Here is a 20,550-nt window from a genome sequence, read left to right as displayed (position 1 = left end):
GCAAATGCCCTAGCTCTTTGTTTTGACGCAATTCCTCACGCAAAACCGCTTCACACTTTTGCTGGAATTGCTCTAGGAGACGTGCTTGGCCGGCTCGTCGTTCTCATCCGGGTTCGGAACCGGCGCTTCGTCGGGAAGCCTGTCCGGCTCGGGCTCCGTGATCGGCGGCACCGGCTTCCAGCCGGGCGCCGGCATCGGCGGCTGATCGGGGATGGGTTCGTTGGGCAGGGACATGACCGCCTCCCTTTTCATGATGTTGGATTAAACGCGACGTTCGATCGGGGCTATTTGTCCGGCTTTAACGATTCGGCAGCACGCATCGGCATGCTATCGATGATGGCGAAAAGCTCGCCATCGGTTATCGGCTCGCTCGCCTTGAGCTTGACGGTGCCGTCCTTGCCGACAAGGAAGGCCGCAAATTCGCCGATCTCCAACGCCTCGAGATCGCGGCGGATCGCTTCGCCGTCGAGGCCATCGGCGGCACCGAAGAGCGGCCGGACATCGGCGCCTGATATCTTCAGCACGACCAGGTCACGCTCGTCGAGGGCCGAACGATCGGCCAGCAGTTGGTTCTCCTGCCGGGCGGCGCGGGAATTGTCCCTGTCGGCAAAAACAACGAAAACGCGGTTCTTCCACTGGAACGCCGCGAGGCTTTCGACCGGGGCATAAGCGCTGTTGGTCTCGTCGATCTTCGTCGCACCATAGAGAAGGGTTTTCGACATGCATATTCTCCCGTTAACTTGGAGAACGGCGCGTGACGGCATGGGTTCCATCGAAATGAGGGGAACCGGGTTTTCATTCTGATCGTGGGGGAGATGGTACGGTTGGGGGGTCTCGAACCTCCGACCTCAGGTGCCACAAACCTGCGCTCTAACCAACTGAGCTACAACCGCATAAGTCACGCTTGGCGCGACGGGGGTCACATACGAGGACTTGGCGACGAATTCAAGCCCCATTCCTCGTCAATATACAAAAAGGCTGGACGCGAGGTCCAGCCTTTTATCTCCGATCGGTAAAGACCGATCAGGCGACCTTGAAGGATGCCAGGGCCTTTTCGGCGGCGTCCTTGGAAGGCTTTGCCAGCTTTTCGGCGACCTGCTTGGTGGTTTCCTGGATCGACTTCGCCTGCTCGACGGTGAGCTCGGCCTGCTTGCGGATGAAGGCGGTCTGCAGTTCGAAGAATTCGGCGGCGGACTTGACGCCGAGCAGGGCTTCGAAGTGCGACAGCGAGTTCTCGGAATTGACGCGCAGGATGTCGATCGCCTTCAGGCCGATCTCGACGGTGCCGGACTGAGCCGTCTGGACGGTGGCTTCGAGCGTCTTGCCGGCTTCCTCGCCAGCGGTCTTCAGCTTGGCATAGGCTTCCTTCGACTGCTGAGCGCCCTTTTCGGCGAAATCACGGAAGGATTCCGCGAACTTGGACGGGTCGAAAGAAGCGATTGAAAAAACGTCATCGGTCTTTATGGTAGCCATGGGTCGCATCCTTTGGGCTGAGGCAGTCGCTGCCTGTGTGTTAGTTGGATGATGCTCATATAAGGCATTTCATTGTGCATTGCAACAATTATTGTGCGATGCACAAGACGTTAACCTTGCCGGCCGAAAACACCCTGCTCTTCTGGACCCGCATGCGCCCCGCAGTTATTAATAAGCCGTTAATTTAAGAAGGCCGACAGCGACAAGGTTCGATCATGCCCGCAGTCCAATATCCGTTCATCGATATCGCCGTGCATGCACGGGTGCGGGAACGCTTTTCACGTGGCGAGGCGATGGTGCTGTTTTCGGCCGACCTGACCCGCTTGCTCTGGGCGAACGGTGCGGGCGCGGAGCTTTTCGGCCATTCGGCGGTCTATGACCTGCTCGATCAAGGCGTCGACCGCACCGACATCACCTTCCGCCAATTGGAAACGGCGGCGCGCCAGCTTGCCGATATCGGTGACAACAGAAGCCTGATGATCCGCGTCGCCAAGGGCTTTCAGCGTGCGCAGGTGCAGGCGGCGGCCGAACTGATCCGGCTCTCCTCAGGCGAAAAGGCCATCCTGTTTTCGGTGCCGGTCTCGGCAAAACCGCTGGCGGCCGGCGCCTCGGCGGCGCAGATGCTGCAAGGGCTTGATGATCCCGATACGCATATGGCGGTGATCGGCGCCAATGGCGAGGTCATCGCCGCCTCGCCGGGCTTTGCCTCGCTGGGGATTTCCGAACAGACCGCAAAGACCCTGATCAGCCTTGCCGGCGCCCATCCCGACCGGCTGGTGAAGCGTCCCGTCGCCACCGCCAGAGGCAATCTTCCGGCCGCCGTCGGCAAGCTCAGCGACGAGCCGGCGCTCCATCTGCTTTTTGCCGTGGAGGCCGCGATCGGCGATCTCGACCCGATCGATGCCCCCGCGCTCGACCCGGTCGATACATCAGCGCTCGACTCTGTCGATGCGCCCGCGCAGGAAGAAAGCACGCCGCCCGCCGAACTGCTTCAGGACGAGCCTGCGGTCGCCACCGGCTTCACCGAGATTATCGACGCAGTCTCGGGGATCGAAGAGGTCGAAGAGACGCTCGAGGACATCACCGGCGAAAGCGAACGGCCGGCCGAGACGGAAGCGGGATCCACAGACGCGGCAGTCGAAGAGGCTGGTCTCGCCGGACATGCCGAGCCGGAGAGTGACGGCAGCGTGATCGACAGCAGCGCAGATGAAGCCGATGAGCCTGCGGCGATCATCGAGGACGACCTTGCCTCCCTCACCGGGGCCGTGGAAACGGCACCGTTTGTCGAGGCCAGCGAAACGCCTGTCGAAGATGTGCCGGCAGCGGTTCACCAAGAACCCGCCATCGCCCCGACTTTCGTCCCCGAAGCGCCCCCTGCCCCTGAGCTTGCGGCTGAGCCCGGCTTCGTCTTCAGGCCGAACAGCCGCGCCACGCGCTTCGTCTGGAAGATCGACGCCGAGGGCCGTTTCACCGAGGTCAGCCACGAATTTGCCGAGGCCGTCGGTCCGCATGCGTCGGACATCATCGGCACCGCCTTCGGCGATATCGCCGCCCTCTTCAATCTGGATCCGGACGGCAAGCTTTCCGAGGCGCTCGCCCGCCGCGACACATGGTCGGGCAAGACGATCCTCTGGCCGATCGAAGGCACCAGCCTCGTCGTTCCGGTCGATCTGGCGGCGCTGCCGACCTATACCCGCAACCGCGACTTCGACGGTTTCCGCGGCTTCGGCGTCGTCCGGCTTTCCGATGCGCAGGAAGATCCGCTGGCGCTCGGCCTGACGCTCGGCCATGATGGCGTCGGCCATGATGCGGCAAGCCTCGGCCCGGTGGCCGAGCCGATCGGCGAAATGGCGGATGAAGCGGAAGCCGCGCCCCAAGAGGTTTCGGCCGAAACCATCGCGGCAGAAGAGATCGAAGACCAGGTGTTTACGGCAGCCGAGCCGGAGACCCCAGAGACCGAGGAGACCGAAGAGACAGGATCGGAAGAGATCGCTGCCGAAGAGCCGATCGTCGAGACATCGGCCCCGGACAATGCCGCAGAAAAACAGGCGGCCGGCACCGACGAAGCACCTGCCGCCTGGCCGTCAGCGGATCTTTCGGACGAGCCGCCGGCGCTTCGCATTGCCGAAACGCCCAATCGCCGTTTCTCCGACAAGATCGTTCAGCTCCACAATACCAGCGCCGGACTGACGCCCGCCGAACAGGCGAATTTCCGCGAGATCGCCAAGCGGCTCGAGGCCTTCGGCGCCAGCAAGGAAGAGCCTGCCGCCTCAGCGCCGATCGAACCCGCCGTCACGGCGCCGGCAGAACCTTCCGTCGCGGAAATGGCCAGCTTCGAAGGGGCCTCCGGCCCCACAGAGGTCGAGGCCGAAACTCCCGCCGACACGGCGGATATGACCTCGCCCGAGGAAATCGCGCCGCAAGAAGCGATCTTCGAGAATGCCGTCGAGGCCGAGCACGAAGACGAGGTCGCCGCCGAAGAGCCGGCTGGTATCGCCGAGGACGAGGCGACGGAAGGGCTGGAGGAGACGGTCAGTCAGATCGAGGTTCTCACCAGCTTCATCCCGCCGCGCGTCAAGATGACCGACGGGCTTTCGGTGGGAACGGTCGACCAGTTGCCTGTCGCCGTGCTCATCCATATCGGCGATGCGCTGATCCACGCCAATCCGGAATTCATGCGGCTGACCGGCTATGCTTCGCTCGACGCGCTGCGTGAGGTGGGCGGCATCGAAGCCCTGCTGCAGCGCCGCGAACTCGAGGAAAAGGCTGCCGGCGCCGGCACCATGATGCTGGTCAAGGCCGACGATACGCTGGTACCGGTAACGGCGCGGCTGCAATCGGTGCGCTGGGAAGACGCCAACGCCCTGATGCTGGCGCTGATGCCGGTCGAAGGCAAGGATGACAACCGCAGCAACGTAAATCGGTCCGAGGGCCGCTCCGAGGGTCGTTTCGAAGCCCGTCCCGAGCGGATGGTCGAGAAGGTCGCCAAGCTTCAGGTCGAAGTGGAAGAATTGCGCTCGATCCTGGAAACGGCAACCGACGGCGTCGTCGTCATCGGCACGGAAGGCGACATCCGCTCGATGAACCGGTCGGCCAGCGCGCTTTTCAATTACGATGAGCAGGAGACGCGCGGCAAACCCTTCGTCATGCTGTTTGCCCATGAGAGCCAGAAGGCCGTGCTCGATTATCTGAACGGCCTCACCGGCCATGGCGTGGCCAGTGTACTGAACGACGGGCGCGAAGTGATCGGCCGCGAGGCCGCCGGCGGCTTCGTGCCGCTGTTCATGACGATGGGCCAGCTCACCTCCTCCAACGGCTATTGCGCCGTCATCCGCGATATCACCCAGTGGAAGCGCACCGAGGACGAGTTGCGCAACGCCAAGGGTGCGGCCGAAACCGCCAACGCCCACAAGACCGATTTCCTCGCCCGCGTCAGCCATGAAATCCGCACGCCGCTCAATGCGATCATCGGCTTTTCCGACATGATGGCCGGCGAGCGCTTCGGGCCGATCGGCCATCCCCGTTACATCGAATACGCCAACGACATCGGCCGTTCCGGCCGGCACGTTCTCGATATCGTCAACGATCTGCTCGACATTTCGAAGATCGAGGCGGGCGAGATGGATCTCGATTTTGCCGCCGTCGGTCTCAACGAGGCAGTCTCCGAGGCCGTGGCGCTGGTCCAGCCGCAGGCGAACGGCCAACGCGTCATCATCCGCACGGCGCTGTCGCATGCGGTGCCTGATGTCGTGGCGGACCTGCGCTCGATCAAGCAGATTGCGCTCAACATCCTGTCGAACGCCATCCGTTTCACCCCGTCCGGCGGACAGATCGTCGTTTCCACCTCCTATGAGACAAATGGCAGCGTTGTGCTCAGGGTGCGCGATACCGGCATCGGCATGACGCGCAGCGAACTCGACCAGGCGATGAAGCCGTTCCGGCAGGTCTCCTCGACCCAATCGCGCCATCGCGGCGACGGCACCGGGCTCGGCCTGCCGTTGACCAAGGCGATGGTCGATGCCAACCGGGCGGTGTTCTCGATCAATTCGGCGCCGAACGAGGGCACGCTCGTCGAGATCACCTTTCCGTCGCAGCGGGTGCTGGCGGGCTGATCCACGCAAAAAAGGAAAGCGGTGGCCATAAAGAAAAGGCAGCCATCAGGCCGCCTTTGAATTTGGTGCTGTTCAACAAGAGCTCAGTCGATCGACGTCATGTTGTAAGCCCGAAGGCCCTACGCCGCCTCGTTCAGTGCGGCCCCAAGGTTAGCTTCACCTTTGACAAACCTTTCTTAACGAAAGGTTTCCATGACAAGAGATTGATAGAGGGTGAAAGCTTGTGGTTTACGAGTTCCGTCAGTCCTTCAATTCGCTCAAGCCGGCAAAGAGCCGCAGCGCCTCGGGATTGGCCAGCGCCTCCTGGTTCTTCACCGGCCTGTTGTGAACGACCTCGCGCACGGCAAGCTCGACGATCTTGCCGGATTTGGTGCGGGGAATATCGGCGACCGCGATGATCTTTGCCGGCACATGCCGCGGCGAGGCGCCGGTGCGCACCCGCGTCTTGATCGCCTTGACGAGATCCTCGGTCAGCGTCACACCGGGGGCAAGACGGACGAAGAGGATGACGCGCACGTCGTCGTCCCACTCCTGGCCGATGCACAGCGCCTCGGCCACCTCCTCCATCTGCTCCACCTGATTGTAGATCTCGGCCGTGCCGATGCGCACGCCGCCGGGATTGAGCGTCGCATCCGAGCGGCCGTGGATAACAAGGCCGCCATGCTCCGTCCATTCGGCGAAATCGCCGTGGCACCAGACATTGTCGAACCGCTCGAAATAGGCGGCGCGATATTTGGCGCCATCGGGATCGTTCCAGAACATCACCGGCATCGAGGGGAAGGCCTTGGTGCAGACGAGTTCACCCTTCTCGCCACGGACCGGCTTGCCGTCATCGTTCCAGACGTCGACCGCAAGGCCGAGGCCGGCCCCCTGGATCTCGCCGCGCCAGACCGGCTGCAGCGGATTGCCGAGCACGAAGCAGGAGACGATATCGGTGCCGCCCGAAATCGAGGCGAGTTGCACATCCGGCTTGATGCCCTCGTAGACGAAGGTGAATCCCTCGGGCGACAACGGCGAACCGGTGGAGGTCATCAGCCGGAGGCTGGAGAGATCATGGCTTGCGCGCGGCGTCAGCCCGCTTTTGCGCACGGCATCGATATATTTCGCCGAGGTGCCGAAGATCGCGAATTTTTCGGCCTCGGCATAGTCGAAGAGCACGTTGCCATCGGGTGCGAAGGGCGAGCCGTCGAACAGGCAGAGCGTGGCGCCGCTGGCAAGGCCGCTGACCAGCCAGTTCCACATCATCCAGCCGCAGGTGGTGAAGTAGAACAGCTTCTCGCCCGCCTGCAGGCCGCAATGCAGCCGCTGCTCCTTGAGGTGCTGCAGCAGCGTGCCGCCGGCCGAATGCACGATGCATTTCGGCACGCCCGTCGTGCCTGAGGAAAAGAGGATGTAGAGCGGGTGCGCAAAGCCAAGCGGCGTGAACGCGACCGCTTTTGCCTCATAGGGCGCAATAAAGGCCTCCAGCGTCGAAGCTCCTGATGTCTTGGCCGCCACCGCTTCGGCATCGCCGGCATAGTGGACGATGATCGTCGGCACATCCAGGCTTTTGGCAACCGTGGCGACCTTGGCGCCGACATCCTGCAGCTTGCCGGAATACCAATAGGCATCGCAGGCGATGAAGAGCTTGGGGCCGATCTGGCCGAAGCGGTCGAGCACACCCTGCTCGCCGAAATCGGGGGAGCAGGACGACCATATGGCGCCGATAGAGGCGGCGGCGAGCACGGCGGCAACGGTCTCCGGCATGTTCGGCATCATGGCGGCGATGCGGTCGCCCTTGCCGATGCCGCGTGCTGCGAAGGCCTGCTGCAGCTTCGAGACCAGCGCGCGCAGCCGATCCCACGACCAGCGATCCTCAGCCTTGTCTTCGCCGCGGAAGATGATGGCGTCGCCCTCGCCGCGGCGGGGCAGCAGGTTTTCGGCGAAGTTCAGCGTCGCATCGGGAAAGAAGCGGGCCTCCAGCATGCGGTCGCCGTCAACGAGCACCTCTGCGCCGCGCTCTCCCTTCACGCCGCAGAAATCCCAGACAGCGGACCAGAAATTCTCCCGCTCGGCCACCGACCAGGCATGCAGATCCTCAAAGCCCGAAAGCGAAAGCCCGAAATCGGCATTGCAGCGCTCCATGAAGGCATGGATCGGGCTTGTTGCAACGGCATTTTCCGAGGGCACCCAAAGTGGTCTGTTATCGCGCATTCAATCTCCTCCCCAATAGCGTCTTTATATCATGCTGCATTGCATTATAAAGTACGGAACCGACGCGATCCGTCGTCTATCGCGTCGTCCTCTGCACGGCTGAAAAGACGCGTGGCACTGGAGGGATTTGCATATGCCTGATATTTCCTATATCGGCGAAACCAGCGCATAACGGGATGACCGGCTGAATTGCCGGCGGATATCATGAGCACGTCAAGACATCGCAGGTGGCGCAGGAAGATCGGACCCGTTTCGCGCTGGCTTCCGGCCTTCGCCCGTTTGTCGACTGTCTTCCTGCTGATCGCGCTTGCGCTTTTCGTGGCGCTCCGGGTCGCCGCACCCTATCTCATTTCGACCGGTTTCGTGCGCTCCGGCATCGAGGACGCGCTGTCGAAATGGACGGGCTATCATGCCGAGATCAAGGGCAGCCCGGTTCTGGAATTCTGGCCGACGCCGCGCATCACGCTGAACCAGATCACCATCCGCCAACCGCGCGAAAGCGGCGACAAGCTGCTCGGCAGCATTGAAAGCCTGTCGGCCGATTTCAGCCTCATCGATGCGTTGAGAGGCCGGACGAGCTTCCACGAATTCCATCTGGTGCGCCCCAATCTGGCGCTGACGCGCGACGAGAAGGGGCTGATCGACTGGAGTTATGCCGGCCTGCTCGCACGTGCGATCAGCGGCGTACGCTACGAAAACGGCGCCGAGATGCTCGATCCCGATCTCGATGCCGAGATCGGCGCGGTGACGGTTGAAGACGGCACGCTCACGGTGACCGACATCAAGACCGCCAAGGCCTATCATTTCGACAGCGTCACCGCAGATATCGCCTGGCCGCGACTGTCGGGCGCGATCTCGGCGGTCGTCATCGCCCGCATCAACGGCGAGGACCTGAAGGTCGATTTCGCCTCGCGCCAGCCGCTGCTTGCCTTTGCCGGCAGGAATGCAGAGACACGAACGTCGCTGACATCGAACCTTTTGACGGCACACTTCCAGGGGATTGCCAGCATTGCCAGCCTTTCGGCCCTTTCGGGTAATATTAGCGCCAGCATTCCCGATATGCCGGCGCTTCTGGCATGGTCGGGCAAATCGATCCCCGGCATCGCAACGCTGAAGAGCGCCTCGCTGGAATCCGACATCATGTCGTCGGGCAACGGGCTGCGCTTCAACAATCTCAGCCTTTCGCTGAACGAAGCAAGCGCCACGGGGGTGATGGACCTTTTCACCCAACCCGGCAAACGACCGAAAATCGGCGGCACGCTCGCCTTCGACGAGATGAACCTCAAGCCGTTCCTCGATGCCTTCGCGCTCAGGCTCGCCGCCGGCGAGGCGGAGGAAATCTCCGCCGGCATCAACGGGCCGCTGCGAATGCTCGATGTCGATGTCAGACTTTCGGCGCGGCGCGCGCAGATGGGTCTCTTCGAACTCTCCGATGTCGGCGCCAGCATGATTGTTTCGGGCGGCGAAGCGAAATTCGATATTGGCGACAGCCGGTTCGAGGGCGGCGAAATGACCGCGCATCTGGAAGCGACCCAGCGCGACTTCGACGGCGGCGGCAAGCTGCAGCTGTCGATCCGCGATGCCGACTTCGCAGCCCTTGCCGAGCGCCTGCAGCTGAAGGGACCGCTGCCGCTGGCGACCGGATCGCTCGACCTCGACCTGCAGTCGCCGAAGGCGATCTGGACGACCGGTCTTGCCGACGTCACCGGCCGGCTGCGCTTCTGGACACGGGAAGGCACGATCCCCGGCATCGATGCCGCAGCGCTCCGGACACAGGCAGCCGGAAAGCCGTTCTTTCCGCTGAGCGCGGCGGCAGGCGGCGCCTTTGCCTTCAACCAGTTGAACCTCCAGGCCGATTTCGCCAACGGCTCCGCCGAGATGCACGACGTCCGTATCGCCGGTCCCTCGGAGACGCTGACGCTTTCCGGCGTCATCACCTATCACTCGAATGGGCTGGCGCTGTCCGGATCGCTTGAGGCAACCGATCCGGCCAAGGCGGCCGAGCTGCCACTTCTGCCGTTCTTCATCGGCGGCTCGTGGCCGAACCCGGTGATCTCGCCGGTTCCGCTGTTCGGCAATACGCCGCACGCGCAATAAAGCTCTTTAATTTCACGCAATATCGGGCGCAACAGCTGCACGGTTTTGCGCGATCCGCTTTGGCTCAGGCGCCGGCAGCGGCCGCCCGCTCGTCCCGCTGGCGCTGGATTTCGCGGCGCTTGGTGACGATCGAGGCGCAGATAACGCCGACCGCGACGATGCCGATCAGGATCGTGCACACCGCGTTGATCTCCGGCGTGACGCCGAGGCGCACCTGGCTGTAGATCCGCATCGGCAACGTGGTGGCACCCGGCCCCGATGTGAAGCTGGCAATCACCAGATCGTCGAGCGACAGGGTGAAGGCAAGGATCCAGCCTGAGATCACCGCCGGGGCGATGATCGGCAGGGTGATCTCGAAAAAGGTGCGCACCGGCGGCGCGCCGAGATCCTGGGCCGCCTCCTCGATCGAATGATCGAAGCTCAGCAGACGTGACTGCACGACGACGGCGACGAAGCACATGGTGAGCGTCGTATGCGCCAGCGTGATCGTCCAGAAGCCGCGGTCGAAGCCGATCGCGACGAAGAGCAGCAGCAGCGACAGGCCGGTGATGACGTCGGGCATGACGAGCGGTGCGTAGATCATGCCTGAGAACAGCATGCGGCCGCGAAAGCGGGTGTAGCGCACCAGCGTCAGCGCCGCCATCGTGCCGAGGACGGTTGCGGCCGTCGCCGACAGCAGGCCGACGCGGATCGTCACCCAGGCGGCGTCGAGCAGGCCCTGGTTTGCGAGCAGCAAGACATACCACTTGGTGGAGAAACCGCCCCAGACGGTGACGAGCTTCGATTCGTTGAAGGAGAAGATCACCAACAGCACGATCGGCAGGTAGAGGAAGGCAAAGCCGAGCGTGACGGAGACGATGTTGAAACGGGTCCATTTCAGCATGACTTATTTCCCCCGCTCTTCGGCCTTGGCCTGGGCGTTCTGGAAGAAGACGATCGGGATCACCAGGATCATGAGCAGGATGGTTGCGACCGCCGAGGAGACCGGCCAGTCGCGGTTGGCGTTGAACTCGTTCCAGAGCGTCTTGCCGATCATCAGCGTCTGCGAACCGCCGAGCAGATCGGGAATGACGAATTCACCGACAGCGGGAATGAAGACCAGCATGCAGCCGGCCACCACGCCGGGGATCGACAGCGGAAAGGTGACGCGCCAGAAGGCCCGGATCGGCGTGCAGCCAAGGTCCTGCGCAGCCTCGATCAGCGTGCCGTCCATCTTTTCCAGCGCCGAATAGAGCGGCAGCACCATGAAGGGCAGATAGGAATAGACGATGCCGATATAGACGGCGGTATTGGTGTTGAGGATGATCAGCGGGCTGTCGATGATGTGCAGCGACTGGAGAAGCTGGTTGAGAAGCCCTTCCGGCTTCAGGATCGCGATCCAGGAATAAACGCGGATCAGGAAGCTCGTCCAGAACGGCAGGATGACCAGCATCACCAGCGTCGGGCGGATGGTGCGCGGCGCCTGTGCCATGCCGTAGGCGATCGGATAGGCGATCAGCAGGGTGAGGAAAGTGGCAATCCCGGCAATCACCACGCTCGAGACATAGGCATTGAAATAGAGAGCGTCCTCGGTGAGGTAGGTGTAGTTGTCGAAGGAGAGCTCGCCGATCTTGCTCCACAGCCCGGCCCAGCCATCGGCAAGCGAGAAGACCGGCTCATAAGGCGGCATGGCGATCGCCGTCGTCGACAGCGAAATGCGGAAGACGATGAAGAACGGCGCCAGGAAGAAGAGCAGCAGCCAGGCATAAGGGATGGTGATGACGAGGCGGTTGTAGAGGCCGGACGTGAGCTTGCCCATGATGTCAATCCTTCAGCAGCACGCCGGCGTTCTCGTCGAACGAGACCCAGACTTCCTGGTCGTAGGTGAAGGGGTCGTCGACCGAGCGCTGTGCATTGAGGGACGAGGCCTTGACGATGTTGCCGCTCTGCAGCTTCACATGGAAGACGGTCATATCGCCGAGATAGGCGATATCCCAGAGTTCGCCCTTGGCGGCGTTGACCGAAGCGTTGGCGGGTGCGGCGCGCCCGACCCGCATCTTTTCCGGCCGGATGGCGAAACCGACGGCGCCGCCGGCCGAAGGCGTCTCGGAAGAGGCGACGCGTACGCTGAAGCCGCTGTCGACGGATATCTCGACGCTGCCGTTGCCCGATGAGGCGACCTTGCCGTCGAAGATGTTGACGTCGCCGATGAAATCCGCGACGAAGCGGGAATTCGGCGCCTCGTAGATCTCGGCAGGCGTCGCCACCTGCACGACCTTGCCATGGCTCATGACGGCGATGCGGTCGGCCATGGTCATCGCCTCTTCCTGATCGTGGGTGACGACGACGAAGGTGAGGCCGAGGCTCTGCTGTAGGTCCATCAGCTCGAACTGGGTTTCCTCACGCAGCTTCTTGTCGAGCGCGCCGAGCGGTTCGTCGAGCAGCAGCACCTTCGGGCGCTTGGCGAGCGAGCGGGCGAGCGCCACGCGCTGGCGCTGGCCGCCGGAAAGCTGGTTCGGTTTGCGGGAGGCGAACTGCTCGAGCTTGACGAGCTTCAGCATCTGCGAGACGCGATCGGTCATCTCGTCCTTCGGCATGCCGTCCTGCTTCAGGCCGAAGGCGATGTTCTTTTCCACCGTCATGTGCGGGAAAAGCGCATAGGACTGGAACATCATGTTGACCGGGCGCCTGTAGGGCGGCGTGCCGGCCATGTCGGTGCCGTCGAGCACGATCTCGCCCGAGGTCGGCTGCTCGAAGCCGGCAAGCATGCGCAGCAGCGTCGACTTGCCGCAGCCCGAAGCGCCGAGCAGCGCGAAGAACTCGCGGTGATAGATGTCAAGCGACAGATTGTCGACGGCGGTAAAATCGCCGAAGCGCTTGGTGACGTTCTTGAAAGCAATGAAGGGTTTTGCAGAGGGATCGGTCCAGGGCGCAAAAGCGCGGCGGATATTGCCGAGAGACTTCATATTATTCCCCGAATACAAGGTTTTGCCGGCCTCCACCCAGGCCGGTAATTGAAAGGCCCGGACGTTTCCGTCCGGGCCCGAAGCTGAATTACTGGCCGGTGACGACCTTCGTCCAGAGGCGCGTTCCCAGGCGCTGCGTTTTCGGATCCCACGGCTTGACCGTGAAGAGGTTCTTCATCACCTCGTCGGTGGGATAAACCGCCGGGTCTTCCAGGATGTCCTTGCTGACGAACTGCTGCGAAGCCTTGTTGCCGTTGGCATAGAAGGTGTGGTCGCTCGCCTTGGCGATGACCTCGGGCTTCATCAGGTAGTTCAGGAACTCATGGGCTTCCGCGACATGGGGCGCATCGGCGGGGATCGCCATCATGTCGAACCACATCTGGGCGCCCTGCGGTGGGATCGAATAATTGACCTCGACGCCGTTCTTGGCTTCGGCCGCACGGTCGCGCGCCTGCAGCAGGTCGCCGGAATAGCCGAAGGCGATGCAGATGTCGCCGTTGGCAAGCGCATTGATGTATTCGGACGAGTGGAACTTGCGGACATAGGGGCGGACCGCCGTCAGCAGCTCTTCGGCCTTCTTGAAATCCTCAGCCTTTGTGGAGTTCGGGTCGAGGCCGAGATAACGAAACGCCGTGGTGATGACATCCTTCGGCGTGTCGAGAACGTAGATACCGCAATCTTTGAACTTTGCGGCGACCTTCGGATCGAAGATCACTTCGAGGCCGGGCTTGACATCGGGACCGAGGATTTCGGCAGCCTTCTTGACGTTGTAGCCGATGCCATCGGTGCCCCACATGTAATCGACCGCGTGTTCGTTGCCCGGGTCGTATTCGGCGGTGCGCTGCTGGATCACATCCCACATGTTGGAGAGGTTCGGCAGTTTCGACTTGTCGAGCTTCTGGAAGACGCCGGCCTGGATCTGGCGCTGCAGGAAGTCGGCTGTCGGGACAACGACATCATAGCCCGTGCCGCCGGCAAGCAGCTTGGTTTCCACGGTCTCGTTGGAATCGAAGGTGTCGTAGACGACCTTGATGCCGGTTTCCTTGGTGAAGTCGGCAAGGATGGAGTCGTCGATATAATCCGACCAGTTGTAGACGTTGACCACACGGTCCTGGGCAAAGGCCGGAGCGGCGGCAAGGAGCGCGGCAATGACGGCGGCCGTCACGCTTGGGATGGTTGACCTCATGACTTCTCCTGTTTGTTCAAAGATTCCGCACCCCCGGAGATCTTTTCCCTCTGGTTTTGCCCGCAGACTAAGAAGGAATTTCGCAGCCCACAAGCGCAAAATCCTGCCGCTTCAATGATTTCACAATCACTGGAAGTCGAAGGCGCTGAGCCCCGCCACCATCTCGTCGAGACCGAGCGGCCGCGTCACCGGCGGCTCGGCCCGGGAAAGGCAGCCGCGCCGCTCGCACAGGCGACAGGCCGGACCGATTTCGATCGGATCGAGCGCCGTCGCCTGGCCGTAGACCAGGGCCTCGCCAAGGGCGGCGTCGCAGCCGATCAGGATCGCGGTGCGCCGCAGCCTTTCGCCGAATTCGACGCTCGGCCCCTCCAGGGTGCGGGCGACCGTCAGGAAGGATGCGCCATCCGGCATGACCACCGTTTCGGCGAGGATCTGGCCCGGCTGCAGGAAGGCGGCGTGGATATTCAGCTTCGGACAGCCGCCGCCGAACCGGGCCTGCGGAAAACCCTGGGCGCCCGCCCGGCGCAGCCGGTGGCCCGCCGCATCGATCTCGATCAGGAAGAAGGGTATGGCCGCCGCCCCCGGCCGCTGCAGCATGGCAAGGCGCGCGGCGGCATGGCCGAAGGAGACGCCGAAGCGCGCTCGCAGAATATCGATATCGTAGCGCGTCGCCTTCGCCGCCGACAGGAAGGCCTCGTAGGGCATTGCCAGCGCCAAGGCCGCAATGCGGGCAAGCTCGAAGCGGGCGATGCGGCGCGCCTCGGCGGAGGAGAGCTGGAGATCGTCGAGCTCGGCATCGATGGTCGGCAACAAGGCGAGTGTTACGGCCTCGACTGCCATCTCATGCGCCCGGTCGGCCGCTGACAGGCGCTCGGAAATGAAAAGCCGCATCGAATGGCGGTCGAAACGGCGGCGCAGATCCGGCATGACGTGGACGGGCAGGACACGCACCGCGATGCCGCGCTCTGAGCGCAGCCAGTCCTTCAGCCCGGCGGCAAGATCGAGGCCGCCGGGCAGCGTCGCGGCAAAGGCCTCCGCCGCCGTCTCGATCCGCCCGAAATAACCGGACCTGCGTTCCAGCGTCTCGCGCACCTCGTCGAGCGGCAACCGGCCGTCGGCAACGGGCGCATGGCCTTCGGCGGCCATCAGCGCCGTCAGATCGGAGAGCCTTGCCGCCTGCTCGCGATAGGCGCGGTAGAGCTTGATCATTCCGCTTGCGGCATTCGGAGCCGCCTCGGCCACTTCCACCAGTTCCTGGTCACCGGGCAGTTCGCCCGACAGCAGCGGATCGGCGAAGATCTCCTTGAGCTGATCGAGACTGCCGCCGGTCTGCCCGCGCAACTCTTCCAGATCGACCCGATAGACGCTTGCAAGCTTCAGAAGCAGTTGCACCGTCAGCGGCCGCTGGTTGCGCTCGATCAGGTTCAGGTAGGACGGCGATATTTCAAGCGCCTCGGCCATGGCGGTCTGCGTCAGCGCCAGCGCATTGCGGATGCGCCTGACTTTCGGGCCTGCGAATATCTTCCGTTCCGCCATGTCACACCCTTTGACAGGCAAGCAGCGCTCTATTTACAAAATTTTACAAATTCACAGCGCCGCTCTGTCAATCCTCGTCATCTTAACCTCTTTCCATCCCAGAAATCAAAGGTTTTTCTGGCCATTTCGCGCCATATTGTCAATCTTGTCATCAGCACCCTTTATCGAGCTTTTAGTGAGGAGAGCAGCATGACCGATTTTTACAAACTTGTCCCCAACGCATCGGCTGATCGTTTCGACGGCATCGAGAGACCCTACTCGGCCGATGACGTGCAGCGGCTGCGGGGCTCGGTGGCGCTGCGCCATTCGCTGGCGGAAATGGGCGCGGACCGGTTGTGGCGGCTGCTGCACCAGGAGGATTTCGTCAATGCGCTCGGCGCGCTGTCCGGCAACCAGGCCATGCAGATGGTGCGCGCCGGGCTGAAGGCGATCTATCTCTCCGGCTGGCAGGTGGCGGCCGACGCCAATACGGCGTCCGCGATGTATCCCGACCAGTCCCTCTATCCGGCCAATGCCGGCCCGGAGCTTGCCAAGCGCATCAATCGCACGCTGCAGCGCGCTGATCAGATCGAGACCTCGGAAGGCCAGGGGCTTTCCGTCGAGACCTGGTTCGCGCCGATCGTCGCCGATGCGGAAGCCGGCTTCGGCGGACCGCTCAACGCCTTCGAAATCATGAAGGCCTATATCGAAGCGGGCGCTGCGGGCGTCCACTTCGAGGACCAGCTCGCCTCGGAGAAGAAATGCGGCCATCTCGGCGGCAAGGTGCTGATCCCGACGGCCGCCCATATCCGCAACCTCGACGCCGCGCGGCTTGCCGCCGACGTCATGGGTGTCGCAACGCTCGTCATCGCTCGCACCGATGCGGAAGCGGCGAAGCTCCTGACATCGGATATCGACGAGCGCGACCAGCCCTTCGTCGATTATGATGCCGGCCGCACGGTCGAAGGCTTCTATCAGGTGCGCAACGGCATCGAGCCCTGCATCGCCCGCGCCGTCGCCTATGCGCCGCATTGCGACCTCATCTGGTGCGAGACCTCGAAGCCCGACCTCGAGCAGGCGCGGCGCTTTGCCGAAGGCGTGCACAAGGTCTATCCCGGCAAGCTGCTCGCCTATAATTGCTCGCCTTCCTTCAATTGGAAGAAGAACCTCGACGAGGCGACGATCGCACGGTTCCAGCGTGAACTCGGCGCGATGGGCTACAAGTTCCAGTTCATCACGCTCGCCGGCTTCCACCAGTTGAACTACGGCATGTACGAACTGGCGCGCGGTTACAAGCAGCGCCAGATGTCGGCCTATTCCGAGCTGCAGCAGGCGGAATTTGCCGCCGAGGCCAATGGCTATACCGCCACCAAACATCAGCGCGAGGTCGGCACCGGCTATTTCGACGCCGTGTCGCTCGCCATTACCGGCGGCCGGTCTTCGACCACGGCGATGCACGACTCGACTGAACATGCGCAGTTCAAACCGGCTGCGGAATAACCCGAAGAAGAGGAGACGATCATGGCATCCATTTCACGCGTCAGGGAACGGGCCGAGGAGCAGGCGACCAGCATGAGCGAGGATCAGCAGACGACGATCCGCATGCTCGCCAACGACCTGCATCGGTTAAACCAATCGGTCATGAAAGCCGTCGAGGCCGGCGTCTCGGTCGAGCTGGTGCGTTCGGCCCGTCATCACGGCGGCGACGGCAACTGGGGCGACCTGCTCATTCCCGTCGTCGTCACCAACCGGCATTGAGACGGCCGGCGAATTGGCTTCGATCCGCAATCGGAACGCCCGCGCATCCCAAGAGATGTGCGGGCGCTTCGTCGTAAACTTCAGCCGCGGCTCGGCCGTTTTCCGGCGAAGAGATCGGCATAACTTCTGATCAGCTTGATCATGCGGTCGGCGACCGTCCGGATTTCCGGGCGATGGCGGTCTTCGGCATTCATGACGATCCATTGGGCATGGCGCAATTCCGGCAACTCGCCGCCAAGCCGTTGCAATTGCGGATCGAGATCGCCGACGAAACAGGGAAGCACGGTCTTGCCGGCGCCGGCGCGCACCAGATCCGGCAGCGAACGCGGCCGGTTGACGGTGGCGACGATATCGTTTGCGGCATGGGCATGCGGCCAGCGCAGATAGGCTGATATCGCCTCCTCCTCGGCAACCGCAATCCAGCGCTCGTCCGTCTCGGCGGCGTTGCGTCTGATATAGACCGCATAGGCCACCTCTCCGAGCCGCCGTGCGGCCAGATTGGCCTCCTCAGGCTCGAAGGCGCGAATCCCGATATCGCTCTCGCGATAGGCAAGGCTTGCCCGCGCCTCGCCGATGGTGAGCGAAATGGCGAAGGCATCGCCCGGCATGCGGATTGCCGCGAAATTCTCCGTCAGCAACCAGGCAACCCAGGTGCCGGCGGCGATCCTGACCGTCGTGCCGCCCTCACCGGATTGCCGCCACGCCTCGACCTTGCGGGCGGCGGCCTCCATCTCCTGAAGGTGATCGAGCAGCGCCTGGCCATCCCCGGTCAGGCGATATCCGGTCTGGCTGCGCGAAAACAAGGCGCGGCCGATCTCCTGTTCGAGATCGAGCATACGCCGGCCGACGGTCGCGGGGCTGAGCCCGCTTGCGGCGCTTGCCCCGGTCAGGCCGCCGAGCCGGGCGACCTGCAGGAAAAGCTGATAGGAATCCCAATTGGCGTTTTTCATCGATGAAAAACATAGTGGGATTTTCCCCGTTTATAAAGAGAAATTCGATGCTTAGACCAGGTGATGTCTTCTACAGGAAAGGACATCGCCATGATCGACATGATCACCATCGCAGGTACCATCGGCTATCGGCACTCTCCCAAGCGATGCGGAGGCAAGACGGATGAGGATCGATTCTATGCCGAGTTCGGAGAGAGCAGCCTCATTCGCTTCGTCGCCTGGCTGACCTCGCTCGATCTCAACCTGGGAAGGCGGAGCAAGGCCGCAGCGCAAACCTGCAGCGGCTGCGTGGTTCAGGCGACTTTTCTTGCCCCGAGATGAGCCGGTGCGGGCTCTGCGACGATGCGGAACCGCTCGATCAGCGTCATCAGCGTATCGGCTTCGCCGGCAAGCAGGCGGCTTGCCTGCGTCGTCTCGGCCACCATCGAGGCGTTCTTCTGGGTCATCTGGTCCATGGCGTTGACGGAACCGTTGACCTCCTGCAGCGCCGCCGACTGATCGCGGCTGGCGGTGGCGATGGTCTCGACATGGCCGCTGATCGCGATGATCTCCTGGCTGATCGCGGCCAGCACGCTGCCGGTCTTCTGGACCAGTTCGGAGCCTGCCGTCACTTCCCGGCTGGATGTCTCGATCAGCGATTTGATCTCGCGGGCCGCATCGGCCGAACGCTGGGCGAGTTCACGGACCTCCTGGGCGACGACGGCAAACCCCTTGCCGGCCTCGCCGGCGCGGGCCGCCTCGATGCCGGCGTTCAGCGCCAGCAGATTGGTCTGGAACGCGATGTCGTCGATCACCTCGATGATCTGCTCGATGCGCTGCGAGGCCTCTTCGATGCGCTCCATCGCGGCAACGGCATCACCGACGACGGCACCGGAATTGTCAGCCGTCTTCTTGGTCGCGGCCACGACATTATTGGCCTCACGGGCACGCTCGGCGGAAGAACGAACCGTCACGGTGATCTCCTCCACCGCCGCCGCGGTCTCCTCGAGGTTTGCCGCCTGCGCCTCGGTGCGCTTCGAGAGCTCACCGGCCGAGGCGGAGACGGCGCCGCTGTTGCGCTGGATCGTCGAGGCGCTGTCGCGAATGCCCGACAGCGTATCCTGCAGTCGCAGCAGCGATGCATTGAAATCGACGCGCAACTGCTCCAGCCGGCCGACGAAGGGCGTACCGATCGTCTGCGAGACATCGCCCTGCGACAGGCGCCCGAGGCCGGCGGCGAGCTGGTTGACGGCAAAGTCGATCTGGCCGTCGAGCGAGCGCTTGTCGGCATCGTTCCGGGCGCGTTCGGCATCGCTCAAGGCGCGCTGTTCGGCAGCCTGCGTTTCCAGGTCGCGCCTGGCGCGGGCGCTGTCGCGGAACAGCGCCAACGCCCTGCCGATATCGCCGAACTCGTTCTTCTTGTCGACACAAGGGATGGCGCCATCGAGATCGCCCGAGGAAATCGAGCGAACGCTCGCGGTCAGCGCCTGCAAAGGCTTCACCGACAGGCGGATCGCATAGAAGGCGACAACGCCGACGATCAACATGACGATGGCGCCGATGCCGAGAACCAGGATCTGCAGTTCGTTCAGGCGCTGGTAATAGACCTCCATCGGAATGCCGATGAAGAGAATGCCGACATTGGCGTTCGACGCGTTCTTGATGGGGAAGTAACCGGTGATGAACTGGCGGCCGAAAAGCACCGCCGGGCCGTAATAGGCCTCGCCCTTGGCGAGAACCGGCTGGGCGGGGTGTTCGGCGACGAGCTTGGTGCCGACGGCGCGGTCGCCGTTTTCCTTCTTGACGTTCGTGGAGATGCGGACGTAGTCGCTGCCCTGCTTCTGGAAGATCGTCGCAACACCGGCGATCGACTGCGCCGTACGGTCGACCAGCGAATGATCGGCAAGGGTCGGAATGGCGTCTTCCGTCACGGTGGAGAGCTGATTGTCCTTCAGCTCGATCTTTGCCGCCTGATCGGCCGCGCCGTAGAGGACGGCCATGACGCGGGTGGCTTCCTTCGCGTCGGAAACGGCCCCTTCCATGACATGATGGCTCAGATAGTAATAGGTCACGCCGACGATGGCGGCCGTGCTGATCGCCAGCAGAAACAGTGTGATCGCAACGATCTGGCGTACGATCGACGTGGAGAAAAGGCGCAGCATCAAGACCCCCGGAAGAAACCAGGGTTAAATTAAGCGAAAAGCGTTAAGGAAAATTTTCCGTAAATCAGGGCGGCCGGAGATATTCACCGTGTCATTTTCGGACGTCTTCTGACCATTGCGGCTCGATAGACTGGCGGGCATTCAAGGCAATTCTTCCAGCGTTCAAATTTCCTCAATCAG

General features: G+C 62.7%; 16 protein-coding genes and 1 tRNA gene. 5 read left to right on the top strand and 12 right to left on the bottom strand.

What is annotated here, in order from left to right; genetic code table 11:
* Positions 1–72: 72 nt before the first annotated feature.
* From QMO82_RS26810 to QMO82_RS26795, 4 genes are all read right to left on the bottom strand, one after another.
* Entirely contained in the window at positions 73–234 is a 162-nt protein-coding gene (locus QMO82_RS26810) for a hypothetical protein (protein ID WP_183605748.1), read from the bottom strand.
* A gap of 50 nt (positions 235–284) precedes the next feature.
* A complete protein-coding gene (locus QMO82_RS26805; RefSeq protein WP_183605747.1) occupies positions 285–722 on the bottom strand; it encodes a DUF4174 domain-containing protein in 438 nt (145 codons plus the stop codon).
* A gap of 94 nt (positions 723–816) precedes the next feature.
* A tRNA-His gene (locus tag QMO82_RS26800) sits at positions 817–893 on the bottom strand.
* A gap of 130 nt (positions 894–1,023) precedes the next feature.
* A complete protein-coding gene (locus QMO82_RS26795) occupies positions 1,024–1,473 on the bottom strand; it encodes a phasin (RefSeq protein ID WP_183605746.1) in 450 nt (149 codons plus the stop codon).
* 215 nt (positions 1,474–1,688) lie between these two features.
* On the opposite strand from QMO82_RS26795, the gene QMO82_RS26790 reads away from it, so the two are divergent.
* Positions 1,689–5,585, top strand: a complete 3,897-nt coding sequence (locus QMO82_RS26790) for an ATP-binding protein (RefSeq protein ID WP_183605745.1) — start codon at positions 1,689–1,691, stop codon at positions 5,583–5,585.
* Between the two features lie 240 nt (positions 5,586–5,825).
* Here the strand turns inward: QMO82_RS26790 and QMO82_RS26785 are convergent, their stop codons facing one another.
* Positions 5,826–7,778 carry an acetoacetate--CoA ligase gene (locus tag QMO82_RS26785; RefSeq protein WP_183605744.1) on the bottom strand — a complete coding sequence of 651 codons (1,953 nt, stop codon included), beginning with the start codon at positions 7,776–7,778 and terminating at the stop codon, positions 5,826–5,828.
* A gap of 204 nt (positions 7,779–7,982) precedes the next feature.
* Between QMO82_RS26785 and QMO82_RS26780 the strand changes: the two genes are divergently transcribed.
* Entirely contained in the window at positions 7,983–9,875 is a 1,893-nt protein-coding gene (locus tag QMO82_RS26780) for an AsmA-like C-terminal region-containing protein (protein ID WP_183605743.1), read from the top strand.
* Positions 9,876–9,939: 64 nt separating this feature from the next.
* On the opposite strand, the gene QMO82_RS26775 is transcribed toward QMO82_RS26780, so the two are convergent.
* From QMO82_RS26775 to QMO82_RS26755, 5 genes are all read right to left on the bottom strand, one after another.
* A complete protein-coding gene (locus tag QMO82_RS26775; RefSeq protein ID WP_183605742.1) occupies positions 9,940–10,758 on the bottom strand; it encodes an ABC transporter permease subunit in 819 nt (272 codons plus the stop codon).
* A gap of 3 nt (positions 10,759–10,761) precedes the next feature.
* A complete protein-coding gene (locus QMO82_RS26770; protein ID WP_183605741.1) occupies positions 10,762–11,673 on the bottom strand; it encodes an ABC transporter permease subunit in 912 nt (303 codons plus the stop codon).
* A gap of 4 nt (positions 11,674–11,677) precedes the next feature.
* The gene (locus tag QMO82_RS26765) at positions 11,678–12,820 is read right to left on the bottom strand and encodes an ABC transporter ATP-binding protein (RefSeq protein WP_183605740.1); all 1,143 of its coding nucleotides are present in this window, start codon (positions 12,818–12,820) and stop codon (positions 11,678–11,680) included.
* A gap of 88 nt (positions 12,821–12,908) precedes the next feature.
* A complete protein-coding gene (locus QMO82_RS26760) occupies positions 12,909–14,006 on the bottom strand; it encodes a polyamine ABC transporter substrate-binding protein (protein ID WP_183605739.1) in 1,098 nt (365 codons plus the stop codon).
* Between the two features lie 126 nt (positions 14,007–14,132).
* Positions 14,133–15,542, bottom strand: a complete 1,410-nt coding sequence (locus tag QMO82_RS26755) for a short-chain fatty acyl-CoA regulator family protein (protein ID WP_183605738.1) — start codon at positions 15,540–15,542, stop codon at positions 14,133–14,135.
* 189 nt (positions 15,543–15,731) lie between these two features.
* Between QMO82_RS26755 and aceA the strand changes: the two genes are divergently transcribed.
* Both aceA and QMO82_RS26745 read left to right on the top strand, forming a co-directional pair.
* Entirely contained in the window at positions 15,732–17,021 is a 1,290-nt protein-coding gene (gene aceA, locus QMO82_RS26750; RefSeq protein ID WP_183605737.1) for an isocitrate lyase, read from the top strand.
* A 21-nt stretch (positions 17,022–17,042) separates the two neighbouring features.
* Complete coding sequence (locus QMO82_RS26745; RefSeq protein WP_003570242.1) at positions 17,043–17,279, top strand: hypothetical protein; 237 nt, start codon at positions 17,043–17,045, stop codon at positions 17,277–17,279.
* An 80-nt stretch (positions 17,280–17,359) separates the two neighbouring features.
* Here the strand turns inward: QMO82_RS26745 and QMO82_RS26740 are convergent, their stop codons facing one another.
* Positions 17,360–18,229 carry a LysR family transcriptional regulator gene (locus tag QMO82_RS26740; RefSeq protein ID WP_183605736.1) on the bottom strand — a complete coding sequence of 290 codons (870 nt, stop codon included), beginning with the start codon at positions 18,227–18,229 and terminating at the stop codon, positions 17,360–17,362.
* Between the two features lie 90 nt (positions 18,230–18,319).
* On the opposite strand from QMO82_RS26740, the gene QMO82_RS26735 reads away from it, so the two are divergent.
* Positions 18,320–18,550, top strand: a complete 231-nt coding sequence (locus QMO82_RS26735) for a hypothetical protein (protein WP_183605735.1) — start codon at positions 18,320–18,322, stop codon at positions 18,548–18,550.
* On the opposite strand, the gene QMO82_RS26730 is transcribed toward QMO82_RS26735, so the two are convergent.
* On the bottom strand, positions 18,523–20,370 hold the full coding sequence (locus tag QMO82_RS26730; protein WP_183605734.1) for a methyl-accepting chemotaxis protein: 1,848 nt from the start codon (positions 20,368–20,370) through the stop codon (positions 18,523–18,525). The two genes, QMO82_RS26735 and QMO82_RS26730, sit on opposite strands and share 28 nt — an antisense overlap.
* Between the last annotated feature and the right edge of the window lie 180 nt (positions 20,371–20,550).

Source organism: Rhizobium sp. BT04 (assembly GCF_030053135.1).
Lineage (GTDB): Bacteria > Pseudomonadota > Alphaproteobacteria > Rhizobiales > Rhizobiaceae > Rhizobium > Rhizobium binxianense.
This window is presented reverse-complemented; position numbering and strand designations above follow the sequence as displayed.